We start from the raw sequence: 23,073 nt of genomic DNA, 5'->3' as shown, positions 1-23,073 counted from the left end.
TCGGCGTATCGTGGCGGTTTGAGCGCGACGGCTGGTGGGATGCGCACGGGACCTCGAATTACCTCTCGGTAGAGATGACGATTCCGAATTCGAGGTACACGATGGACAACGGCGCACCCGACAGTGGAACAGTGGCATCACCGACAGTGAAGGAACAGCGTGGTTTCCGGATCCGATCGCAACCCGATCATCATTGGCGGTCTCCCCAGCCAGGTCCCGGACTTCGATCCCGAAGAGACCCAGGAGTGGCTCGACTCCCTTGACGCCGCAATCGACGAGCGCGGCCGCGAGCGGGCCCGGTACCTGATGCTCCGGCTGATCGAGCGGGCCCGCGAGAAGCGCGTGGCCGTGCCCGAGATGCGCAGCACGGACTACATCAACACGATCGCCACCAAGGACGAACCGTTCTTCCCCGGCAACGAGGACATCGAGCGCAAGGTCCTCAACGCGACGCGGTGGAACGCGGCGGTGATGGTGTCCCGCGCCCAGCGGCCCGGCATCGGCGTCGGCGGCCACATCGCCACCTTCGCCTCCTCCGCGTCCCTGTACGACGTGGGCTTCAACCACTTCTTCCGCGGCAAGGACGAGGGCGACGGCGGCGACCAGGTCTTCTTCCAGGGCCACGCCTCGCCGGGCATCTACGCCCGCGCGTATCTGCTCGACCGGCTCAGCGAGGAGCAGCTCGACGGCTTCCGCCAGGAGAAGTCGAAGTCGCCCAACGGTCTTTCCTCGTACCCGCACCCGCGCCTCATGCCGGACTTCTGGGAGTTCCCCACCGTCTCCATGGGCCTCGGCCCGCTCGGCGCGATCTTCCAGGCCCGGATGAACCGCTACATGGAGGCCCGCGGCATCGCCGACACCTCCAAGTCGCAGGTGTGGGCCTTCCTCGGCGACGGCGAGATGGACGAGCCCGAGTCCCTCGGCCAGCTCTCCATCGCCGCCCGCGAGGGCCTCGACAACCTGACCTTCGTCGTCAACTGCAACCTTCAGCGCCTCGACGGCCCGGTGCGCGGCAACGGCAAGATCATCCAGGAACTGGAGTCCCAGTTCCGCGGCGCCGGCTGGAACGTCATCAAGCTGGTCTGGGACCGCAGTTGGGACCCGCTGCTCGCGCGTGACCGGGACGGCGTCCTGGTCAACAGGCTGAACACGACGCCCGACGGCCAGTTCCAGACGTACGCCACGGAGAGCGGCGACTACATCCGCGAGCACTTCTTCGGCGACGACCACCGCCTGCGCGCGATGGTCGAGGGCATGTCCGACAAGGAGATCCAGCACCTGGGCCGCGGCGGTCACGACCACAAGAAGATCTTCGCCGCGTTCACGGCCGCCAAGGAGCACAAGGGGCAGCCGACGGTCATCCTGGCGCAGACGGTCAAGGGCTGGACCCTCGGCCCGAACTTCGAGGGCCGCAACGCCACGCACCAGATGAAGAAGCTGACGGTCGACGACCTCAAGGGCTTCCGCGACCGCCTGCACATCCCGATCACCGACGCGCAGTTGGAGAGCGGCGCCCCGCCGTACTACCACCCCGGCCGGGACTCCGAGGAGATCCAGTACATGCACGACCGCCGCAAGGCGCTGGACGGGTACGTCCCGACCCGCGTCGTGCGCGCGAAGCCGCTCCAGCTCCCGGACGACAAGGCGTACGCGAGCGTCAAGAAGGGCTCCGGGCAGCAGTCGATCGCCACCACGATGGCCTTCGTCCGGCTGCTCAAGGACCTGATGCGGGACAAGGAGATCGGCAAGCGCTTCGTGCTGATCGCCCCCGACGAGTACCGCACCTTCGGCATGGACTCGTTCTTCCCGAGCGCGAAGATCTACAACCCGCTCGGCCAGCAGTACGAGTCCGTCGACCGTGAACTCCTGCTCGCCTACAAGGAGTCGCCGACCGGTCAGATGCTGCACGACGGCATCTCGGAGGCGGGCTGCACGGCGTCCCTGATCGCCGCCGGCTCCGCCTACGCGACCCACGGCGAGCCGCTGATCCCGGTCTACGTCTTCTACTCGATGTTCGGTTTCCAGCGCACCGGCGACCAGTTCTGGCAGATGGGCGACCAGCTGGCGCGCGGCTTCGTCCTCGGTGCGACCGCGGGACGCACGACGCTGACCGGCGAGGGACTCCAGCACGCGGACGGGCACTCGCAGCTGCTCGCCTCGACCAACCCCGCCTGCGTCGCCTACGACCCGGCGTACGCCTACGAGATCGCGTACATCGTCAAGGAGGGCCTGCGCCGGATGTACGGCCCGACGGCCGACGGCAAGGCGGGCGAGGACGTCTTCTACTACCTCACCGTCTACAACGAGCCGATCCAGCACCCCGCCGAACCGGCCGATGTCGACGTCGAGGGCATCCTCAAGGGCATCCACCGCATCAGCACCGGGACCTCGGGCTCGATCCCCGCCCAGATCCTGGCCTCGGGCGTCGGCGTCCCGTGGGCGATGGAGGCCCAGCAGATCCTTGCCGACGAATGGAACGTACGGGCCGACGTCTGGTCCGCGACGTCGTGGAACGAACTGCGCCGCGATGCGGTGGAAGCAGAGCGCCACAACCTGCTGCACCCGGACGAGGAGCAGCGCACGCCCTACGTCACGCAGAAGCTGTCCGGGGCGGAGGGTCCGTTCGTCGCGGTCTCCGACTGGATGCGTGCCGTCCCCGACCAGATCGCGCGCTGGGTGCCCGGCACGTACCAGTCGCTGGGTGCGGACGGTTTCGGTTTCGCGGACACTCGGGGCGCCGCGCGTCGCTTCTTCCACATCGACGCCCAATCGGTCGTGGTCGGGGTGCTCACGGAGCTGGCCCGGGAGGGCAAGGTCGACCGCTCGGTCCTCAAGCAGGCGATCGACCGCTACCAGCTGCTCGACGTCTCGGCCGCCGATCCCGGCGCGGCCGGGGGCGACGCCTGACCTGAGGGGTTTCTGCCTGAGCGGTTTCTGCCTGTGCGGTTTCTGCCTGAGCGGCGCGCGCCCGATCGCCATCGGCCTGACGGACGGCGGTCTGACCGATGGCGATCTGACCGATGGCGGTCTGATCGAAGACTGCCTCACCGGTGACTGAGCGGAGGGCGGCGAGAGCTTCGGCCTCGCCGCCCTCCGGCATGTCGTGGGTCGCGCTCAGAACGCGCCGCCCGCGAGCGGCCCGGCCGCCGAGGCCAGCCAGACCACCGCGAGCAGTGTGTCGATCGCGCCGAGCACGACCGCGACGAGTGCCGGAACCGACTGTGTGCCGGTCCAGCGCCGGCCCATGGCCAGCCAACCGCAGACGACGGCGGCCGGTCCGAGCACGATCCCCAAGGCGAAGAGGCCGACGATCGCGCAGATGAGGCCGATGATTCCGAGCGACGCGCGGTCCGGCCCGGTCCGTGACCCTGCACGGCCACGTGAGCGGGGGTGCTTGCGCGTGGTGTGTCCGAAGCCCGCCATCATCACTCCCTGAGTTCTTCCGGGTTGTTCCGGACTCGGGCAGTGCTTCGGGTACCCCGCTTGCCGCGGTCTATCGCACGCGCCGCTCAGCGCTCCCCCGCCGGCCTATTGCTCCCAGACCTTGAACGCCCGCGCCCGGTACGGGGATTCGGGCTCCCACGTCCCGCTGCCGGGATACGTCTGGAACTCGCCCGTCTCCGCGCACACCGCGGACTGATACGTGGTGACGGGACGGCCGGTGCGATTGGCGAGAGACGCCGCGCTGCTCCCCTCCGGCAGCGCGACGCAGCTCTCGATGTCGATGTCGGCCAGTTCATAGGCGTGCCGGGACCCCTTGAACCCGCTCTTGCCCCACAGACAGAGCTCCCCCGCCGAGCAGTTGCCCAGGGATGGTGGCGCCGCCGCGGTGGCGAGGCTTGGAGTGAGTGCCACCGCGGCGAGTGCGGTGGCGGCGGCAGCCGTGGTCATGAACGTACGCATGTGCTTCAACCCCCGTGTCGTGTCGACCAGTTGCGTTCGCGACTGATCGCGTGCAGCAACTCTGGCCCGGAGGATCCGGTTCCGGGAAGGGCTGCCGAGGGACGTCACCCTGATAAGCGAAAGCCCCCGGAGAGTTCCCGGGGGCTTCCCTCGCACGAGCGGTTTCGCGCGGCACAAGGGCGGTTTCCGCACGATCCGGGCCGACGGCCGGCCGTCAGATGTGCGCCGCGCCCGCGCCCGCCTCCGCGTTCGCCCCACGCTTGGTCAGCAGCGCGACGAGGATGGCGACGACGGCGACACCGGCGGCGACCAGACAGGCCATGCTCATGCCCGCCATGAAGGTGTCCTGCGCGACGCCCGTGATCTTCTCCGCGAGCGCCGGCGGGGCGCCCGGGGGCACCGGTGCGACACCGACCTGGACCGCCTCCGAGGCCTGACCCAGCTGATCGTGGGTCAGCGGCGGGAGCCCGGCGCCCGTCCAGTTCCCGGCGAGATCGCTGTCGACCTTGGACGCCATGACGGCACCGAGCACGGCGGTGCCGAGGCTCCCGCCGATCTGCATCGCGGCCTGCTGGAGCCCGCCCGCCACGCCCGAGAGCTCCAACGGGGCGTTGCCCACGATGACTTCGGTGGCTCCGACCATCACAGGGGCGAGGCCGAGGCCGAGCAGAGCGAACCAGAGGGACATGACCCCGCTGCCCGTTCCCGGCTCCAGCGTGGACATCCCGTACATGGCGGCGGCGGTGAGCGTCATGCCGCCGGCCAGCGGTATTCGGGGGCCGACCTTCGTGATCATCGCGCCCGCCAGCGGAGAGCCGACGATCATCATGCCGGTCAGCGGAAGCAGGTGCATGCCGCTCTCGACCGGGCTCATGCCGTGCACGTTCTGGAGGTAGAACGTGACGAAGAACAGGCCGCCCATGAACGCGATGGCCATGAGCACCATCAGCACCACACCGGCCGACAGCGGCACGGAACGGAACAGGGCGAGCGGGACGAGCGGTTCGGCGACGCGGGTCTCCCAGAGCGCGAACACCACGAAGCACAGCACGGAAGCGGCTATGAACGTCCAGGTCATACCGTCGCCCCAGCCCCAGGTCGGCGCCTTGATGAGGGCCCAGACCAGGCAGAACATCGCGCCGGACAGCAGCACGATGCCGAGGACGTCGAAGGACCGCGGCGCGTTCTCGGCACGGTGGTCCAGGAGGATGAAGAGCCCCAGGGCAAGGGCGAGAACCCCGATGGGGACGTTGATGAAGAACACCGACTGCCAGCTGACGTGCTCGACGAGCAGCCCGCCGACGATCGGGCCGCCGGCGGTCGAGGCGCCGATGACCATGCCCCAGATGCCGATCGCCATGTTCAGCTTCTCGGCGGGGAACGTGGCGCGCAGCAGGCCGAGCGCGGCGGGCATCAGGAGCGCCCCGAACAGGCCCTGAAGCACGCGGAAGGTGATGACGAGGGCGATGCTGTCGGACAGGCCGATGGCCCCCGACGCGGCGGCGAAGCCGATGACACCGATGAGGAAGGTCTGCCGGTGGCCGAATCGGTCACCGAGTTTGCCCGCGGTGATCAGCGTGACCGCGAGGGCGAGGAAGTAGCCGTTGGTGATCCACTGGACGTCGGCGAAGGTCGCGCCGAGGTCCTTCTTGATGGTCGGGTTGGCGATCGCGACGATGGTGCCGTCGAGGGCGACCATCATGACGCCGATCGCGACGGAGAAAAGTGTCAACCAGGGGTGACCGCGCAGCCCCTTGGCCGGTGCCGGGACGTGCTCGGGCTCCGGAACCCGGTCCGCCTTGTCGACAGTGGTCTGACTAGTCATGTGTTCGAGGCTAATGACAGCCACTGACAGTTGACGAAGCATTTAACAAGTCAGTGACTGTCACTTCGCTCACACTATGGTGAGCTGCACAAACGGCAAGAATGAGGACCATGGCGGATCGAATCAACCTGCGTGAACTCAAGAAGCAACGCACCCGAAACTCCTTGTTGCGCACCGCACTTGAGCTGTTCACGACCCAGGGGTTCGACCGGACCACCGTCGACGAGATCGCCGAGGTCTGCGAGGTGTCCCAGCGCACGTTCTTCCGGTATTTCGCGAGCAAGGAGGACGTCGCGCTCGCGGTGCAGCAGACGGTGGAGTCCCGCTTCGTCGCCGCGCTGCGCGAACGCCCTTCGGAGGAAAGCCCGTTCGAGGCGTTGCGGCGGACCGTGCTCGGCACCTGGGACGCGATGAGCCGCGTCGTGGAGGAGCTCATTCCGCTCGAACTCCACATGCGCACCTATCAGATGATCGAGTCCACTCCCTCCCTGCTCGCCGTTCATCTGCGCCGCTCCATCGAGCTGGAAGAGGAACTCGCGCGCGTGGTCGCCGAACGCGAGGGTCTCGACGTGGACAGCGATCCGCGCCCGCGCGTGGCCGTCGCCGCGTTCGGCGGCGTCATGCGGATGACCGGACGCCTGTGGGGCGCGGGAACGGACGCGAGCATCGAGTCGATCCGCGCGCTCACCGAGTCGTACCTCGAACACTTGAGGCCGTCGCTGGCCGGACAATGGCGCCACGACCAGGGGTGATCGGATTTCTTACCCCTACGTAGCGTGAGGCCACCGCTGCACTGGTGTCCGGTTCTACCCAAATACACCACGGGAAACGTGATCCGCCTCACCTCATTCACGGTGCCGCGCGTGCTTCTCCTAGGGTGTCCCGCAGTGACTTCCTTCGATACCTCTCCCCAACTCAACGTCTGGCGCGCACTGCTTGCGCTGGTCGTCGTGTTCGTCATGCTGGCCACCACCGGCTGGACCGCGGTGCGTCATCAGCGAGGCGTCACATCGCCGCTCCAGACCGCGCTCACCGCTTGGGAGCACGGCCGGATAAACGGACATGCACTGCCCGCGCACGACGGCTCCCCCACCCGCCTCGCGCACTTCTTCGGCTCGCTGAGCGCACACCAGCGCGGCGAGCTCGCCGCCCGGTACCCGCTCGCGGTCGGCAATATGAACGGTGCTCCTGTAGAGCTGCGTTATCGCGCCAACCGCGTCGCACTCGACCAGGCCCGTCAGGTCGAGCACAGACGCATGTACGACAACCGGCTGTCGTCCGTCGGTCACGCCGACGCGAAGAAGCGCATGAACAGGTTCGCGTCCCTGGCGAAGGCCGACCGCAAGATCCTCTCCTTCGACCCCCTGGGCGGCGGCCGGGTCGCCGAGGTCTTCGGTGACCTCGACAAGGCCCAGCGGGTGTCCGTCGTGGTGCCCGGTGTCGACACGAACGTGCTCACCTTCGAGCGCACGTCCCGCCAGTACTCGGCGCCCGTGGGCATGGCGCGCTCCCTGTACGGCGCCGAGCGCAGCGCCAGCCCGCAGACGCGCACCGCGGTCGTCGCGTGGGCCGACTACACCGCGCCGGCCGGCCTGGGTGTGGACGCCGCCACGGCGATGCGCGCCGAGGAGGGAGCGGTGCGGCTCAACGCCATGCTGCGCGGTCTGCCCGGCCGGTCCTCCGTCGCCCTGTACTGCCACAGCTACGGCTCGGTGGTGTGCGGCGTCGCGGCGCACCGCATGCCGGAGCGGGTCAGCGACATCGCGGTGGCGGGCAGTCCCGGCATGCGCGCCCAGAGCGCGGCGGGCCTCGACACGCACGCGCGCGTGTGGGCCACCCGCGACCGGGACGACTGGATCCAGGACATTCCCTACATGGAGGTGGGCGGTCTCGGTCACGGAGCCGACCCGGTCTCCTCCGCGTTCGGCGCGCGCGTCATGGCGGCGGGGGACTCCAAGGGCCACACCGGTTACTTCGTGCCGGGCACCGAGAGCCTCGCCAACTTCGCCGACATCGGCACCGGCGCGTACAAGACAGTGCACTGCGCCGGCGGAGGTCAGCGCTGCTTGGACGGTTTCTCCGGGAACGTCTCCGCCTGACGCGCGTAGAAAGTGGTGAAACCGCGGTCTGCCGCGACAGGCGACGGAGACGCGTGCTCCGCCTACGATGAGCCACATGGGTGACGTACTGGCCGGATTTCATGCCGCCTGGGAGTTCGAGTCCGACTCCGTGCTCATCCGCTTCGAACGGGGGATCCGCACGCCGAAGCTCCTTCAGGCGCTTGGCGAGCGCCGCATTCCTCTGGAAGCGGTCGCGGCGGTGTCCCTGACGCCTGGCAAACGCGGGACCGTCGTGCTGCACGCGGTCCCGCGGCCGGGCGCCGACCCCTTGATGGACGCTGCCGCGGGCCAGCTCAAGGAGGGCAGCGACCCGTACCGCCTCGTGCTGCCCGCCGAGCGGGAGACGCTCGGGGAGTACTACGCGGACGAGCTGCGGGCCAAGCTCTCCGACCACGAGGACGTGCCTCCGGAGAGCTATCTGGTGGCTCCTCCCGAGGCGCCCCGCCAGTTCAAGGCCTACGACGGGAAGGCCACCTTCGACGGGGACTCGGTGGCCTTCCGCTGGTTCTGGACCGGCGCGTCCTCCGCGAAGTGGAAGGCCGGGGACAAGCGGTTCCCGGTCTCGGACCTGAGCGGTGTCGAATGGCGCTCCCCCGAACTCTTCGAAGGCCATCTGCGCCTGCTGCCCCGTGACGCCTCCGGGGAGCAGCCGGGCCAGGCCGACCAGGATCCGGCCGCGGTCGTCTTCGGCCTCGGCTACGGCCCGGTGCACGAGTCACTGCCGTTCGCCGCCTCGGTGCTCGCGGCCGTGCGCGCCTCGGGCCCCGCACCGCCACAGAACGGTGCATTGTGCACCGAGTCGGTGGGGGCCGGAAGGCGCGACCCCGCGGACATCGCCGACCGCATCCGGCACCTGGGCGAGCTGCACCAGGCGGGCCTGGTGACCGATGCGGAGTTCACGTCGAAGAAGGCCGAGCTGCTCGCCGAGCTGTGACCTCATACCTGGGTAGGGGGTGCGGTTGAGCACTCCGGTATGACGGCGCGATGGGGCCTTGATGTCTACGCTGATCTGGCCATGACTACTGCGCCGCCATCCCCCGAGAAACCACCCCGCCCGCCGGACGCCGGCGCCGGCCGGGAGGGCTCTCGGCGCATGACCACAGGGGTGCGCCGGCTGGGCGACCGGCTGGCCTCGGCCGGGGCGACGCTGACCGCGGCCCTGGGCGACGACCGGTCGGAACCCCTGCTGGCGCAAGCGCCCCGCCGGTGGATGCGGCTGCTGCCCTACCTGATCGCGCTGGGCTTCACCGCGACGCTGATCCCGGTCACGACCCAGGTCCTGTCGAACGACTACGGGGTCGGTGGCGGACTCGCCGCGGCGATCGGCGTGGCGCAGTCCGCTCCCCTGATCCTCGCGGTGAGCCGGCCGCTGGCCGCCTGGTACATCATGATCACCGCGGCCGTGCTGGGCACGATCCCGGTCTTCCAGGGGGACGCGCACCATCCCTCGCCGTGGACGGCCATGGTGATCGTCGCGTACCTGGTGCTGTGCATCGCGCTGGCTCTGCGCGAAAGCCGTCGCACCCTCGTCAACATCTGGCTGGTCACCGTCGCCGCCAGCATCGTGGTCGGCATCTTCCGGGACAGCACCAGCCAGGACACGGGAGTGCTCCTCATCGTCCTGAGCGGTGGGGTGCTGCTCCTGGGCGCGCTGCTGCGCGAGCGCGGCGAGACGAGACGCAAGCTCGTCGTGCAGGAGACGATCAGTGAGGCCGAGCGGACGCGCAGGACCCTCCTCGAGGAGCGGGCCAGGATCGCGCGCGAGCTGCACGACGTCGTCGCCCACCACATGTCGGTGATCACCGTGCAGGCCGACTCCGCGCCCTACCGTCTGCAAGGCCTGCCCGGCGAGGCGCGCGAGGAATTCGAGTCGATCGCCGCGGGCGCCCGCGCCTCGCTGACGGAGATGCGCCGCCTCCTCGCGGTCCTGCGCAGCGAGGAGTCGCAGAGCGACCTGGTGCCGCAGCCCGGCCTCGCGCACCTGCCTCAGCTGGTCGAGGCGACCGTACGGGGCGGGGTGCCGGCCAACCTGTCCTATCTGGAGCTGGCGCTCGTCGGGGAGCTGGCCCAGGTGCCCCCGGCGGTGGACCTCTCCGCGTACCGCATCGTGCAGGAGGCGCTGGCGAACGTGGTGCGGCACGCTCCGGGCGCGGCGACACAGGTGTCGATCGGCCTCGACGACGACGCCCTGCTGGTGGTCGTGGTCAACGGTCCGGCAGCGGAACCGGTATCGCCCGTCGAATCGAGCGCCGGCACCGGACACGGGCTGATAGGGATGAACGAGCGCGTACGGTTGGTCGGCGGCACGCTGGACGTGGGCCCGCTGCCCGACGGAGGTTTCCGCGTCGCGGCCCGGCTCCCGTTGACCGTGCCCGACTCCCCAACGGAATAAAGGAATTCGGCACGCATGACCATTCGCGTGATCATCGTCGACGACCAGAGCATGGTGCGGGCCGGTTTCGCCGCGCTGCTGAACGCGCAGAGCGACATCGACGTCGTGGGCGAGGCCCCGGACGGCAGGGAGGGCGTCCAGGTGAGCCGTTCCACGCATCCCGATGTCGTCCTCATGGATGTGCGGATGCCCGAGATGGACGGACTGGCCGCCGCTCAGGAACTGCTGGACCCGCCGCCCGGCGTGGTGCACCGTCCGAAGGTGCTGATGCTCACCACGTTCGACGTCGACGACTACGTGTATTCGGCGCTGCGGGCGGGCGCGTCCGGGTTTCTGCTCAAGGACGCGCCACCGGCCGATCTGATCTCGGCGGTGCGCGTGATCGCGTCCGGTGAGGCGCTGCTCGCTCCGACGGTCACCAAGCGGCTCATCGAGGACTTCGTCAAGACCCGCCCCGCGCACCGCAAGAGCCACTCTCCGCTGCTGAAGAGCCTGACACCGCGTGAGGCCGAGGTTCTCGAGCTGATCGCTCGGGGACTGTCCAACCAGGAGATCGCGCAGAAATTGGTGCTGGCGGAGCAGACGGTGAAGACCCACATCGGCCGGGTCCTGGCGAAGCTGAACCTGCGCGACCGCGCGCAGGCCGTGATCTTCGCGTACGAATCGGGCCTCGTCGCGCCCGGCGGACAGTGAACCGCCGTTCCTGAGGCAGCCGACCCCCTACTGCGGTATCAGTCGGAGTACCCAGGTATCAACGGCTAGTTGGCTCCCCAGTGTGACGTCCGGGCCGCGTCCGTCCTCCTACCTTCCCCTCGTCACACCACTGGACGAAGGGGAGACGGGCGATGGGCCTGAGCTCTTGGAAACAACGCGGCCGTCGCGCCGTGGCAGCCGCCGCGCTCACGGCAATCGCCGTGTCCGGCACGGCGGGTTGGGCATCGGGCCAGGAACAGCGCCCGCTCACGGGCCCTCCCCCGAGTACCGCTTCGTGGCGCGCGGACGGGTCGCTGGGCCGCGAACTGCCTGACCCGGCGACGGCGAAGCCCTCGCAAGTCGCCTCCTTCTTCCGCGGGTTGAGCGGGTCGGAGCGGCATGCACTGGTCGCGCGGCACCCGTCGGTCGTCGGCAATCTGGACGGCGCCCCGATCGCCCTGCGGTACGAGGCGAACGCGCTGTCCCTGAAGGCCGAGCAGGCCCGCGCCCGCGCCGACGCCAAGGACCGAACACTGACCGAGCGACAGCGGACCTCGGCGCGCGCGCTCGCCGACCGCTGTGCCCAACTACTCGCGCCGGACCGCCGGATACTCGCCTTCGACCCCCGCGGGCGTGGCCAGATCGCCGAGGTCTACGGGGACTTGGGGACGGCTCGGCATGTCTCCGTGATCGTGCCGGGCTCCGACATCGACCTGGGCACGTTCGACCGGACCAAGGACGTGTACGGGACGCCGGCAGGGATGGCGCGCTCGCTGCACCGAGCGACGGGCGGGCTGACGGCCGTGGTGGCGTGGGTCGGATACACCACTCCGGTGGGCCTCGGTCCGGACGCGGCCACGGGCCGGCTGGCCGAGGCGGGAGCCCCCAGGCTGGCCCGCTTCGCGCAGGGCCTCACCGCGGCGGGCGCCCCGAAGCCGACCGTCTTCTGCCACAGCTACGGGTCGGTGGTGTGCGGTCTCGCCGCGTCCCGGCTTCCCGCGGCGAACCTCGTGGCCCTCGGTTCGCCCGGACTGCATGCCGACTCGGTCGCCGAACTGCACACCCGCGCCAGGGTGTGGGCGGCCCGGGACGACAGCGACTGGATCGGCAAGGTGCCGAACGTCGAGCTGTTCGGCCTCGGGCACGGAACCGACCCGACGGACCCGTCCTTCGGAGCCCGGCGGGTGCCCGCCGAACGAGCACAGGGACACACGGGCTACTTCGCACCGGGCACGGACTCGCTGCGCGCCTTCGCCGACATCGCCACCGGAGCTGCGTCATGACCGCCTCCTCTGTCCGCGCTTCCCTGTCCTCGGCCGTCGCCTCGATCGACGCGAAGACCCCGGCCCACCGGGATCGGGCGGTGGACGGGCTGCGGGCGCTGGCCCTGCTCGCCGTGCCGACCGGGCACTGGCTGCTCGCCGGGTTCACGCTCGACCCGCAGGGCGCCCTGCACAATGCGAGCCCGCTGAGCAGCTTCGGCTTCTTCGCGCCCCTCAGCTGGGTGTTGCAGATGCTCGGCGTCTTCTTCCTCGTCGGTGGATACGCGTCGGTCCTGTCGTTCCGGCGGGCGCGGGAGCGGGGCACGTCGACGGCCGGCTGGCTGCGCGGCAGGCTCGCCCGTCTGGGGCGGCCGGTGCTCGGCGTGACCGCGGTGTGGGCCGCGATGGCCCCCGTGCTGTACGTCCTCGGAGTGCCGATGGCGACGTTGCGCACAGCTTCCACCCTGGTGATACAGCCCTTGTGGTTCGTCGGCATCTACACGGTGATCACCGCGCTCACGCCGTGGTGCGTCAAGGCCGCGCGACGGTTCGGCGCCTGGTCCGCGGTCCCACTGATCGGATCGGTCGCCGTCGTCGACTTCCTCCGGTACGGCCCCTTCTCCACGGCCATGCCGCCGTGGCTGAGCCTGCTCAATCTCCTTCCGGGCTGGATGTTCGCGTATCAACTCGGTGTCTGCTGGGGCGAGAAGAAGCTCGGGAAGCGGGGCGCCTGGGCGCTGCTCGTCGGTGGAACGGCTCTGTTCGCGGCCTTGTTGCTGCTCTTCCACTACCCGGCGTCGATGGTCGGGGTACCGGGCGAGGCGCGGACGAACTCGCATCCGCCGTCGCTGCTGGTCCTCGCCCTGGCCGCCGCACAGAGCGGCGCGGCGATACTGGTGCGGGACCGGCTCGGCAGGCTGCTGCGCCGCCCGGCGCTGTGGGCACCGGTCGTGGTCATCAACCTGTCGGCGATGACCATCCTGTGCTGGCACCAGACGGCGCTGCTCGCGGCGGCGATACCCGGCTCCTTCGCCGGCGCGATACCGGGCCTCACGACGGCCCCGGACACGCTCGCCTGGATAGCGATCCGCCTCGCGTGGCTACCGCTGTTCGCGACACTGCTCGTGCTGATAGGCCGCTATGCGCGGGGCTTCGAGTCACCGTGGGAGCGGGTGAGTCGGGGGCGCCGGGCGCTGGCGGGGGTGCTCGCCGCCGGGTTCGCGGTGTTCGCGCTGGGCCTGGCGTGAGCAGCCCGGGGCCTGTGCGCCGGGGCCGCCCGCCGCGGGCTGCCCGGCTACTCGCGGCCGACCGAGGTGGCGGTCATGTCCGCGTACCGGTCCCCCGAGACCTTGGAGGCGATCGGCTCGAGGAGCGCCAGTTCCTCATCGGTGAGGACGAGACGGGTCGCCCCGGTGTTCTCCTCGACGCGCGTGCGTTTGCGGGTGCCGGGGATCGGGACGACAGGGAGGCCGAAGGCCACCGCCTGCTGCTGCACCCAGGCCAGGGCGATCTGGCCGAGGGAGGCGTCGTGGGCGTCGGCGATCTGCCGGATCGGGTCCAACAGGGCCGCGTTGGCGGCGGCGTTGTCGCCGGTGAACCGGGGCTGTTGGCGGCGGAAGTCGTCGTCGCCGAGTTCCTTGTCGGCGGAGACGAAGGCGCCGGTGAGGAAGCCGCGGCCGAGCGGGGAGTACGGGACGAGCGCGACGCCGAGTTCCGCGGCGGCCGGCACCACCGAGCGTTCGATGTCACGGCTGAACAGTGACCACTCGGACTGGACGGCCGCGATCGGATGGACGGTCTGCGCAGCGCGCAGTTCGGCGGCGGTGACCTCGCTCAGACCGAGGTGCTTGACCTTGCCGGCGGCGACGAGTTCGGCCATCGCGCCGACCGACTCCTCGATCGGCACCTTCGGGTCGCGGCGGTGCATGTAGTACAGGTCGACCGAGTCGACGCCCAGGCGCTGGAGGCTGGCGTCGATGCAGGTCCTGATGTAGGCGGGGTCGTTGCGGATGACGCGCTTGTACGGGTCGCCCGGATCGGACCCGATGGCGAACTTGGTCGCCAGGACGATCTCGTCCCGGTGCGCCTTGACGAAGGGAGAGAGGAACTTCTCGTTCTCACCGGCACCGTAGGCGTCGGCGGTGTCGTACAAGGTGACGCCGAGTTCAAGGGCCCGCTCCAGGGTGGCCCTGGCCTCGTCGCTGTCCGTCGGTCCATAGGCCCAGCTCATCCCCATGCAGCCGAGGCCCTGAATGCCCACCACGGGCCCGTTGTTTCCCAACTCAACAGTGGGAATGCGCCGCTGCTCGCTCGTCCACGGCGTCCGCTCGGTGCTGCTCATGCGGTTCACGCCCTCTCCGGCGCCGGTCGGGCGCCCGCATAGAAGTCGATCTTGTAGTCCAGCACGGCCAGGGTGTCCTGCAACTCCGCCACCCGGTTCAGGACGTCGCGGCGGGTCGCTTCGAGCAGCTCCCTGCGCTCGTCGAAGGTCTGCTCGCCCCGGCGCACGAGTTCGGCGTAGCGCACCATGTCGGCCACCGGCATCCCGGTGAGCCGGAGTTTGCCGACGAGCTCCAGCCAGTCCAGGTCGCGGTTGCTGTAGCGGCGCTGCCCGGTGTGCGAGCGGTCGACGTCGGGCATCAGGCCGATCCGCTCGTACCAGCGCAAGGTGTGGGCGGTCAGACCGGTGAGGGCGACGACCTCGCTGATGGTGTAGTGGTCCTGCCCCTCGGGGCGGGGGTGCGCGGGTGGCGCCGAGGCACAGTGGTCGGTCTTCCGGGTCGCCGCGCGGGACCGGGACGTGGTCTCCATCACCGTCATGGCCCCCACGCTAGAACCTTGGAGTGCACTCCAAGCAAGCACGGCACCGGAACACGGTCCGGGAAATCGGGACGACACCCGACGGCGGCCCGGTTACGGTGCGGGCCATGACTGCCGTACGCCGTGCCACGCCTGCCGACGCCGAGGAACTGGTCCGCCTGCGCAAGATCATGCTGGACGCGATGAGACCGAGCGACGACGTGGAGTGGCAGCCGTACACGGCGAAGACGCTCCGGTCCCAGCTGGCCGTGGCGGAGAGCCCGTTGGCGGTGTTCGTGGTCGAGGCCCCGGACGTGCCGGGAAGGCTCGCGGCCTGTGCGACCGGGACGATCAACCTCAGCCTGGGCGGACCCGGAAACCCGGAAGGCACCGCGGGGCACGTCTTCAACGTCTGCACCGATCCCGCGTACCGGCGTCGCGGCTACTCACGGGCCTGCATGGACGCGCTGCTGGCCTGGTTCAAGGAGCGGGGCGTGCGCCGCGTCGATCTGCACGCCTCCGCCGAGGGCGAGCCCCTGTACTCCGCCCTCGGTTTCGCCCGCACTCCCGCACCCGCGATGAGGCTGACTCTCTGACGCCTTCAGCGAGGAATTAGGCTCGTAGGCATGCAGAGCCTCGCGTTGATCGAGAACTGGCCGGTACCGACCGCCGCAGCAGCCGTCGTCCGTGCGGACGGCACGGTACTGGGGTCCCAGGGGCCCACGGCCCACCGTTTCCCGCTGGCCTCGGTCACCAAGCCGCTCGCCGCCTACGCGGCGCTGGTGGCCTACGAGGAAGGGGCGATCGAGCTCGAGGAGCCGGCGGGCCCCGAGGGCGCGACGGTCCGGCATCTGCTGGCCCACACCAGCGGACTCGCCTTCGACGAGCACAGGACGACGTCGGAGCCGGGCACCCGGCGGCTGTACTCGAACGCGGGCTTCGAGGTGCTCGGGGACCACATCGCGAAGGCGACGGACATTCCGTTCGGCGAGTATCTGCGCCAGGCCGTGCTCGAACCGCTGGGCATGACGGCGACGACGCTCGACGGTTCGCCCGCCAAGGACGGTGTGTCGACGGTGGACGACCTGGTGCGGTTCGCCGCCGAGGTGCAGGCGCCCCGGCTGCTCGACCCGCGGACCGTGGCCGAGGCGATGACCGTGCAGTACCCGGGCACGAAGGGCGTGCTTCCGGGGTACGGGCACCAGAACCCGAACGACTGGGGCCTCGGCTTCGAGATCCGGGACCACAAGTCGCCGCACTGGACGGGCAGTTCGTCCTCGCCGCGGACGTTCGGGCACTTCGGGCAGTCGGGCACGTTCCTGTGGGTGGACCCGGATGCCGGTGTGGCCTGCGTGGCACTGACGGACCGGGCGTTCGGGCCGTGGGCGGCCGAGGTGTGGCCGCCGTTCACCGACGCGGTGCTCGCGGAACTCTGAACCGGGGGCCCGGGGCCCCGGCTCGGCCCGCCCCGGCCCACCCCGCCCCGGCCCGGCTCGCCCTGCGTGGCTCACCCGCCCCCGTTCAGCCGCCCATCTCCCAGATCAGCAGCTGTGACTCCGTCGCCGCCAGCACCTCGAGGCCGGTCTCCGCGGTGATGCGGGCGGCATCCCCGTCGGCCAACTCCGTGTCCGCGAGGCGCACTTCGCCCCGCACCACGTGCACGTAGACATGCGGGGCGGTCGGCACCTCGCCGCGCTCGCCCGCCGCCAGGCGTCGGACGTGCAGCATGGCGCCCGCCGCGGGGACGTCGTAGGGCGTGGAGTCCGCGATGCCGTGCACCACCTCGTACGCCGGCTCGCCTCCGGGGTCGACGGGGGCGAGCCACATCTGGACGAAGGTGAGGGGCTCGGCGCCGTCGTTGCGTTCGACGTGGCGGACGCCGCCGCCGGAGCTGAGGCGCTGCACGTCGCCGGGGCGGACCACCGACTCGTGGCCGGTGGAGTCGCGGTGGGTGAGCTCACCGGTGACGACCCAGGTGACGATCTCCGTGTGGCTGTGCGGGTGTTCGTCGAAGCCGGCACCGGGTGCGAGGCGCTCCTCGTTGCAGGCGAGGATCGCACCGAAGCGCAGGTTGTCGGGGTCGTAGTGCGGGCCGAAGGAGAACGCGTGGCGGGATTCGATCCCCGCCTCGGGTTCGCCGCCGGGATAACGGTCGCCGGAGCGGCGTACATCAATCACGCGGTACACGGTAGCCCTCGTATCCGGCCGTTCGACGGGCTCACCTCGGACCCTCCACTCCGCTGAGGCGTTCCGATAAGGCAGTCTTGTCCCCGTGCCCCAATCGGAATCAGAGCAGCCCTCAGCGAACGAACCAGCGGCCCGCCACGGCGGCCCCGCGGAGCCTCACCCGCACTCGGCGACCCTGAAACGCCTGGAGAAATCGTCCGGGGCACTCGCCGCGCAGGCGATTACGCGCATGGACGAGACGTTGCCCTGGTACCGGGCGATGCCTCCGGAGAACCGGTCGTGGATCGGTCTGGTGGCGCAGGCGGGTATCGCCGCGTTCACCGAGTGGTTCCGGCAGCCGGACGCCCCGCAGGCCATCTCGACGGATGTGTTCGGCACCGCACCCCGGGAGCTGACCCGGGCGATCACGCTGCGCCAGACCGTGGAGATGGTGCGGACGACCATCGAGGTCATGGAGTCCGCCATCGACGAGGTGGCGGCACCCGGCGACGAGAGCGTGCTGCGAGAGGCACTGCTCGTGTACGCACGGGAGATCGCGTTCGCGACCGCCCAGGTGTACGCGCAGGCCGCGGAGGCGCGCGGCGCCTGGGACGCGCGGCTCGAGTCGCTCGTGGTGAACGCCGTGCTGTCCGGGGAAGCCGACGAGGGCGCGGTCAGCCGGGCCGCGGCACTCGGCTGGAACTCGCCCGAGCACGTGTGCGTGGTGCTCGGCACGGCGCCCGACGGGGACAGCGAGCTGACGGTGGAGGCGATCCGGCGGGCCTCGCGCCACGCCAAGCTCCAGGTCCTGACCGGAGTGCTCGGGAACCGGCTCGTCGTGATCGCGGGTGGCAGCGACAATCCGCTGGCCGTGGCGAAGTCGCTGATCGGGCCGTTCGCGGCGGGTCCCGTGGTCGCCGGCCCCGTGGTCCCGGACCTGCTGGCCGCCACGCGGTCCGCCCAGGCCGCCGCCGCCGGGCTCAAGGCGTGCGGCGCCTGGCAGGACGCGCCGCGTCCCGTTCTGGCGGACGATCTGCTTCCGGAGCGGGCGATCGCGGGAGACCCCGCCGCGCGGGAGCAGTTGGTGGAGGAGATCTACAGACCGCTCGAAGAGGCGGGCTCGGCGCTCCTCGAGACGCTCAGCGTCTACCTGGAACAGGCAAGCAGTCTGGAGGGCGCGGCCCGGATGCTCTTCGTGCATCCGAACACCGTCCGCTACCGGCTTCGACGTGTGACCGACGTCACCGGCTGGTCACCCTCCGATGTCCGCTCGGCGTTCACGTTGCGGATCGCCCTCATCCTGGGGCGTCTGGCCGAGGCCGATCCCCAGTCGTAGGATTTTGTCGGGGGCCTACAATTCCCCCTTCGGTTCTTCGTCCCTGTCCCCACCGGCGGCCCGACCCGTCCCCAAGAGAGAGTGTGAGAGTGCTCGTACTCGTCGCTCCCGGCCAAGGCGCCCAGACGCCCGGCTTCCTGACTCCCTGGCTCGAACTCCCCGGTGCCGCGGACCGCCTTGCCGCGTGGTCCGACGCCATCGGCCTCGACCTCACCCACTACGGCACGCAGGCCGACGCGGACGCGATCCGTGACACGGCCGTCGCCCAGCCGCTCCTTGTCGCGGCCGGGCTGCTCTCGGCCGCCGCGCTCGGCGATGTCGTGCCGGGTGCCGTGGCGGGGCACAGCGTCGGTGAGTTCACCGCCGCAGCGTTCGCGGGGGTGCTCGACGAGACCACCGCGCTGAAGCTCGTGCGCACACGCGGTCTGGCCATGGCGGAGGCCGCGGCGGTCACGGAGACCGGGATGTCGGCGCTGCTCGGCGGCGACCCTGAGGTCACCGTCCCGCACCTGGAGAAGCTGGGCCTGACCCCGGCGAACGTGAACGGCGCGGGCCAGATCGTGGCCGCCGGCACGCTGGAGGAGCTGGCCGCCCTGGAGGCCGACAAGCCCGAGGGCGTGCGCCGCGTGGTGCCGCTGAAGGTGGCCGGCGCGTTCCACACCCGGCACATGGCGCCGGCCGTGGCGAAGCTGGAGGAGGCCGCCAAGGAGCTGGCCCCCGCCGACCCCACGGTCGCGTACGTCTCGAACAAGGACGGCAAGGCCGTCGCGAGCGGCGCCGAGGTGGTTTCCCGCCTGGTCGGCCAGGTCGCGAACCCCGTCCGCTGGGACCTGTGCATGGAGACGTTCCAGGAACGCGGCGTCACCGCGCTCATCGAGGTGTGCCCGGGCGGCACCCTCACCGGCATCGCCAAGCGCGCGCTGCCCGGCGTCAAGACTCTCGCCCTGAAGACCCCCGACGACCTCGACGCAGCCCGCGCCCTGATCGCCGAAGTAGCCGCAGCAGCCACGGCCTGACAAGGAGATCCGAGCAGCATGTCGAAGATCAAGCCCAGCAAGGGTGCCCCGTACGCGCGCATCCTCGGTGTCGGTGGTTACCGTCCGACCCGGGTCGTGCCGAACGAGGTGATCCTCGAGAAGATCGACTCGTCCGACGAGTGGATCCGCTCGCGCTCCGGCATCGCCACCCGGCACTGGGCCGGTGACGAGGAGACCGTGGCGATGATGTCGGTCGAGGCGTCCGGCAAGGCCATCGCCGACGCGGGCATCCGCCCGGAGCAGATCGGCTCCGTGGTGGTGTCGACCGTCTCGCACTTCGCGCAGACGCCCGCCATCGCGACGGAGATCGCGGACAGGCTCGGCACGGACAAGGCCGCCGCGTTCGACATCTCCGCGGGCTGCGCCGGCTTCGGCTACGGCCTCACGCTCGCCAAGGGCATGATCGTCGAGGGCAGCGCGGAGTACGTGCTGGTCATCGGCGTGGAGCGGCTGTCCGACCTGACCGACCTCGAGGACCGCGCGACGGCCTTCCTGTTCGGTGACGGCGCCGGTGCCGTGATCGTCGGCCCGTCCCAGGAGCCCGAGATCGGCCCGACCGTGTGGGGTTCCGAGGGCGACAAGGCCGGCACCATCAAGCAGACGATGCCGTGGGACGAGTTCCACGCCACGGATGCCGCGCAGCTGCCCGTGGACTCCCAGGGCAACATCAAGTTCCCTGCGATCACGCAGGAGGGCCAGGCGGTCTTCCGCTGGGCCGTGTTCGAGATGGCGAAGGTCGCCCAGCAGGCGCTGGACGCGGCCGGGATCAACCCGGACGACCTCGATGTCTTCATTCCGCACCAGGCCAACGAGCGGATCATCGACTCGATGGTGAAGACTCTCAAACTGCCGGAGCACGTCACGGTCGCCCGTGACATCCGCACCACCGGCAACACGTCGGCCGCCTCGATTCCGCTCGCGATGGAGCGGCTTCTGGCGACCGGCGAGGCGAAGAGCGGCGACACCGCGCTCGTCATCGGCTTCGGGGCGGGTCTCGTGTACGCCGCCACGGTCGTTACCCTCCCCTAGGCAACTCGTCCGGATCTTCCGATCCGTACGACTGCAAACAACCTGCCGCTGCCGCGGCGGGCGCCACACCCTCTGGATACACACCGAAGGAGCGCCACAATGGCCGCCACTCAGGAAGAGATCGTCGCCGGTCTCGCCGAGATCGTGAACGAGATCGCCGGGATCCCCGCCGAGGACGTCCAGCTGGACAAGTCCTTCACCGACGACCTGGACGTCGACTCGCTGTCCATGGTCGAGGTCGTCGTCGCCGCCGAAGAGCGCTTCGACGTCAAGATCCCGGACGACGACGTCAAGAACCTCAAGACCGTCGGCGACGCCACGAAGTACATCCTCGACCACCAGAACTGAGCAACAGCCTCAGTCCCTAGGTCAGTCGCTCCGCCACCCGGCGGTGGCGCCGCTGAATCCCTCGGATCCGTTGGAGAAAGAATTCCTGTGAGCTCGACCAATCGCACCGTGGTCGTCACCGGTATCGGCGCAACCACACCGCTGGGTGGCGACGCGACATCCACCTGGGAGGGACTGGTCGCCGGACGTTCCGGCGTCAAGCCCCTCGAGCAGGAGTGGGCCGCCGACCAGGCGGTCCGCATCGCGGCGCCGGTCGCCGTGGAGCCGGGCGAGGTCATCCCCCGCCCGCAGGCCCGCAAGCTGGACCGCTCCGCGCAGTTCGCGCTGATCGCCGCCAAGGAAGCCTGGGCCGACGCCGGTTTCACCGACAAGGCGGGTGACGACGCGAGCGTCGACCCCGACCGTCTGGGCGCCGTCATCGCGTCCGGCATCGGCGGCGTGACCACGCTCCTCGACCAGTACGACGTGCTGAAGGAGAAGGGCGTACGCCGCGTCTCCCCGCACACCGTGCCGATGCTGATGCCCAACGGCCCCTCGGCCAACGTGGGCCTGGCCGTGAACGCCCGCGCGGGTGTGCACACGCCGGTCTCCGCCTGCGCCTCCGGCGCCGAGGCCATCGGCTACGGCATCGAGATGATCCGCACCGGCCGCGCCGACGTCGTCATCTGCGGTGGCACGGAGGCGGCCATCCACCCGCTGCCCATCGCCGCGTTCGGCAACATGATGGCGATGTCCAAGAACAACGACGACCCGCAGGGCGCCTCGCGCCCCTACGACACGGCCCGGGACGGCTTCGTCCTCGGTGAGGGCGCGGGAGTCATCGTTCTGGAGTCGGCCGAGCACGCCGCCAAGCGCGGCGCCCGCGTCTACGCGGAGGCGGTCGGCCAGGGCATCTCCGCCGACAGCCACGACATCGTGCAGCCGGAGCCGGAGGGCCGCGGTATCGCGCACGCCCTCCAGAACCTGCTGGACAGCACCGACCTGGACCCGGCGGAGATCGTTCACGTCAACGCGCACGCGACGTCGACGCCCGCCGGTGACATCGCCGAGCTGAAGGCGCTGCGCAAGGTGTTCGGTGACGACACCGACCACTTCGCCGTCTCCGGCACCAAGTCGATGACCGGGCACCTGCTCGGTGGCGCCGGTGGTGTCGAGTCCGTGGCGTCGGTGCTCGCGCTCTACAACCGTCTGGCCCCGCCGACCATCAACGTCGAGAACCTCGACCCCGAGGCCGAGGGCACCGCCGACGTGGTCCGCGGCGAGGCGCGCAAGCTGCCCGTCGACGGCCGGATCGCCGCGCTGAACGACTCGTTCGGCTTCGGTGGCCACAACGTGGTGTTGGCGTTCCGCACGATCTGACGCTCCGCTGAACGTGGGAGTGGGCCCGCCCCGGGTTTCCGGGCGGGCCCACTTCGTTTTTCGCCTGGGCGGGTGCCACGCGTTCATGAATTGCGGGTGCGGATCCGCTGTGGCTGGGTTTGCGCAGTTCCCCGCGCCCCCAGACAGACAGTTCGCCGCGCCCCCCGAACGGCACCCCCGCCCTGTCCGAACGAGCCGTCTCACACCACCTGGTGCAGCCACCTCACCGGGGCGCCCTCTCCGGCGTAGCGGAAAGGCTCCAGTTCGTCGTCCCAGGGCTTGCCGAGGAGCTTCGCGAGCTCGGCCTCCAGGTCCGTCTCGCCGGCCTTGGAGCGGGTCAGTGCGGCCCGCAGACGGTCCTCCGGGATGAGGATGTCGCCGTGGATCCCGGTGATGGCGTGGAAGATGCCGAGTTCGGGGGTGGCGCTGTAGCGCTCGCCCTCGGCGGTGGCGCAGGGTTCGGCCGTCACCTCGAAGCGCAGCAGCTGCCAGCCGCGCAGCGCGGAGGCCAGCTTGGCCGCGGTGCCCGCCTCGGCCCGCCAGGAGAACTCTGATCTCCAGGTGCCCGGCGCCGCGGGCTGCCTGATCCAGTCGAGGCTGACGCGCGCGCCGAGTACGCCCGCGACCGCCCATTCGACGTGCGGGCACAGCGCGCGCGGAGCGGAGTGCACGTACAGAACTCCACGTGTCGTCACCGGGACCTCCAGTGTGGGTCGAGGTTCGCCTTCCCCAGCGGCCTCGCGCCCGTGCCGAGCCTTCTTCCCTGTTGCCCGGAACGACAAGGTCCAGACAAAAAGGGACACA

22 protein-coding genes are annotated in these 23,073 nt (G+C 70.2%); 15 read left to right on the top strand and 7 right to left on the bottom strand.

Features of this window, described 5'->3' with window-relative positions:
• Nucleotides 1-159 precede the first annotated feature (159 nt).
• Nucleotides 160-2,907 (top strand): pyruvate dehydrogenase (acetyl-transferring), homodimeric type, encoded by a 2,748-nt coding sequence (aceE, locus tag ACNYS0_RS27920; RefSeq protein WP_422477206.1) that lies wholly within the window; start codon nucleotides 160-162, stop codon nucleotides 2,905-2,907.
• A 207-nt stretch (nucleotides 2,908-3,114) separates the two neighbouring features.
• On the opposite strand, the gene ACNYS0_RS27915 is transcribed toward aceE, so the two are convergent.
• The 3 genes from ACNYS0_RS27915 to ACNYS0_RS27905 all read right to left on the bottom strand — a co-directional run bounded on the left by ACNYS0_RS27915 (nucleotide 3,115) and on the right by ACNYS0_RS27905 (nucleotide 5,728).
• Nucleotides 3,115-3,423: a small hydrophobic protein gene (locus ACNYS0_RS27915; protein WP_422407111.1), complete on the bottom strand. Its 309-nt coding sequence runs from the start codon at nucleotides 3,421-3,423 to the stop codon at nucleotides 3,115-3,117.
• A gap of 105 nt (nucleotides 3,424-3,528) precedes the next feature.
• Nucleotides 3,529-3,891 carry a peptidase inhibitor family I36 protein gene (locus tag ACNYS0_RS27910; protein WP_422477204.1) on the bottom strand — a complete coding sequence of 121 codons (363 nt, stop codon included), beginning with the start codon at nucleotides 3,889-3,891 and terminating at the stop codon, nucleotides 3,529-3,531.
• Between the two features lie 226 nt (nucleotides 3,892-4,117).
• Nucleotides 4,118-5,728: an MFS transporter gene (locus ACNYS0_RS27905; protein ID WP_422477202.1), complete on the bottom strand. Its 1,611-nt coding sequence runs from the start codon at nucleotides 5,726-5,728 to the stop codon at nucleotides 4,118-4,120.
• A gap of 110 nt (nucleotides 5,729-5,838) precedes the next feature.
• Here ACNYS0_RS27905 and ACNYS0_RS27900 point away from each other — a divergent pair, with 110 nt between their 5' ends.
• The 7 genes from ACNYS0_RS27900 to ACNYS0_RS27870 all read left to right on the top strand — a co-directional run bounded on the left by ACNYS0_RS27900 (nucleotide 5,839) and on the right by ACNYS0_RS27870 (nucleotide 13,442).
• A complete protein-coding gene (locus ACNYS0_RS27900; RefSeq protein WP_422477200.1) occupies nucleotides 5,839-6,480 on the top strand; it encodes a TetR/AcrR family transcriptional regulator in 642 nt (213 codons plus the stop codon).
• A gap of 135 nt (nucleotides 6,481-6,615) precedes the next feature.
• Entirely contained in the window at nucleotides 6,616-7,827 is a 1,212-nt protein-coding gene (locus ACNYS0_RS27895; protein WP_422477198.1) for an alpha/beta hydrolase, read from the top strand.
• Nucleotides 7,828-7,903: 76 nt separating this feature from the next.
• Entirely contained in the window at nucleotides 7,904-8,782 is an 879-nt protein-coding gene (locus ACNYS0_RS27890; RefSeq protein WP_422477196.1) for a DUF4429 domain-containing protein, read from the top strand.
• A gap of 81 nt (nucleotides 8,783-8,863) precedes the next feature.
• Complete coding sequence (locus ACNYS0_RS27885; RefSeq protein ID WP_422477194.1) at nucleotides 8,864-10,240, top strand: sensor histidine kinase; 1,377 nt, start codon at nucleotides 8,864-8,866, stop codon at nucleotides 10,238-10,240.
• 15 nt (nucleotides 10,241-10,255) lie between these two features.
• A complete protein-coding gene (locus tag ACNYS0_RS27880) occupies nucleotides 10,256-10,933 on the top strand; it encodes a response regulator (RefSeq protein ID WP_422477192.1) in 678 nt (225 codons plus the stop codon).
• Nucleotides 10,934-11,085: 152 nt separating this feature from the next.
• The gene (locus ACNYS0_RS27875) at nucleotides 11,086-12,216 is read left to right on the top strand and encodes an alpha/beta hydrolase (protein ID WP_422477190.1); all 1,131 of its coding nucleotides are present in this window, start codon (nucleotides 11,086-11,088) and stop codon (nucleotides 12,214-12,216) included.
• Complete coding sequence (locus ACNYS0_RS27870; protein WP_422477188.1) at nucleotides 12,213-13,442, top strand: acyltransferase family protein; 1,230 nt, start codon at nucleotides 12,213-12,215, stop codon at nucleotides 13,440-13,442. Before ACNYS0_RS27875 ends, ACNYS0_RS27870 begins: the two co-directional genes overlap by 4 nt.
• A gap of 47 nt (nucleotides 13,443-13,489) precedes the next feature.
• Here ACNYS0_RS27870 and ACNYS0_RS27865 read toward each other — a convergent pair whose 3' ends face one another.
• Both ACNYS0_RS27865 and ACNYS0_RS27860 read right to left on the bottom strand, forming a co-directional pair.
• Complete coding sequence (locus ACNYS0_RS27865; RefSeq protein WP_422477186.1) at nucleotides 13,490-14,536, bottom strand: aldo/keto reductase; 1,047 nt, start codon at nucleotides 14,534-14,536, stop codon at nucleotides 13,490-13,492.
• 5 nt (nucleotides 14,537-14,541) lie between these two features.
• A complete protein-coding gene (locus tag ACNYS0_RS27860) occupies nucleotides 14,542-15,015 on the bottom strand; it encodes a MerR family transcriptional regulator (protein WP_422477184.1) in 474 nt (157 codons plus the stop codon).
• A gap of 107 nt (nucleotides 15,016-15,122) precedes the next feature.
• On the opposite strand from ACNYS0_RS27860, the gene ACNYS0_RS27855 reads away from it, so the two are divergent.
• Together ACNYS0_RS27855 and ACNYS0_RS27850 are read left to right on the top strand one after the other, a co-directional pair.
• The gene (locus tag ACNYS0_RS27855) at nucleotides 15,123-15,590 is read left to right on the top strand and encodes a GNAT family N-acetyltransferase (protein ID WP_422477182.1); all 468 of its coding nucleotides are present in this window, start codon (nucleotides 15,123-15,125) and stop codon (nucleotides 15,588-15,590) included.
• A gap of 30 nt (nucleotides 15,591-15,620) precedes the next feature.
• Entirely contained in the window at nucleotides 15,621-16,430 is an 810-nt protein-coding gene (locus ACNYS0_RS27850; protein ID WP_422407132.1) for a serine hydrolase domain-containing protein, read from the top strand.
• 85 nt (nucleotides 16,431-16,515) lie between these two features.
• Here the strand turns inward: ACNYS0_RS27850 and ACNYS0_RS27845 are convergent, their stop codons facing one another.
• On the bottom strand, nucleotides 16,516-17,181 hold the full coding sequence (locus tag ACNYS0_RS27845; protein WP_422477180.1) for a pirin family protein: 666 nt from the start codon (nucleotides 17,179-17,181) through the stop codon (nucleotides 16,516-16,518).
• Between the two features lie 85 nt (nucleotides 17,182-17,266).
• Here ACNYS0_RS27845 and ACNYS0_RS27840 point away from each other — a divergent pair, with 85 nt between their 5' ends.
• The 5 genes from ACNYS0_RS27840 (at nucleotide 17,267) to ACNYS0_RS27820 (ending at nucleotide 22,269) form a co-directional block, all read left to right on the top strand.
• Nucleotides 17,267-18,496 (top strand): PucR family transcriptional regulator, encoded by a 1,230-nt coding sequence (locus ACNYS0_RS27840; protein ID WP_422477178.1) that lies wholly within the window; start codon nucleotides 17,267-17,269, stop codon nucleotides 18,494-18,496.
• Between the two features lie 89 nt (nucleotides 18,497-18,585).
• Nucleotides 18,586-19,512 (top strand): ACP S-malonyltransferase, encoded by a 927-nt coding sequence (locus ACNYS0_RS27835; RefSeq protein ID WP_422477176.1) that lies wholly within the window; start codon nucleotides 18,586-18,588, stop codon nucleotides 19,510-19,512.
• A gap of 18 nt (nucleotides 19,513-19,530) precedes the next feature.
• A complete protein-coding gene (locus tag ACNYS0_RS27830) occupies nucleotides 19,531-20,562 on the top strand; it encodes a ketoacyl-ACP synthase III (RefSeq protein ID WP_422477174.1) in 1,032 nt (343 codons plus the stop codon).
• A gap of 99 nt (nucleotides 20,563-20,661) precedes the next feature.
• Complete coding sequence (locus ACNYS0_RS27825) at nucleotides 20,662-20,910, top strand: acyl carrier protein (protein ID WP_422407142.1); 249 nt, start codon at nucleotides 20,662-20,664, stop codon at nucleotides 20,908-20,910.
• A gap of 87 nt (nucleotides 20,911-20,997) precedes the next feature.
• Nucleotides 20,998-22,269: a beta-ketoacyl-[acyl-carrier-protein] synthase family protein gene (locus ACNYS0_RS27820; RefSeq protein ID WP_422477172.1), complete on the top strand. Its 1,272-nt coding sequence runs from the start codon at nucleotides 20,998-21,000 to the stop codon at nucleotides 22,267-22,269.
• Nucleotides 22,270-22,469: 200 nt separating this feature from the next.
• On the opposite strand, the gene ACNYS0_RS27815 is transcribed toward ACNYS0_RS27820, so the two are convergent.
• Nucleotides 22,470-22,964, bottom strand: coding sequence for a DUF3145 domain-containing protein (locus tag ACNYS0_RS27815; protein WP_422430650.1), 495 nt, complete (start codon nucleotides 22,962-22,964; stop codon nucleotides 22,470-22,472).
• Between the last annotated feature and the right edge of the window lie 109 nt (nucleotides 22,965-23,073).

Origin of the sequence: Streptomyces anthophorae (assembly GCF_049310305.1) — a bacterium.
Classification (GTDB): Bacteria; Actinomycetota; Actinomycetes; order Streptomycetales; family Streptomycetaceae; genus Streptomyces.
The sequence above is the reverse complement of the archived record's forward strand: the minus strand, read 5'-3'. Positions and strand labels throughout refer to the sequence as shown.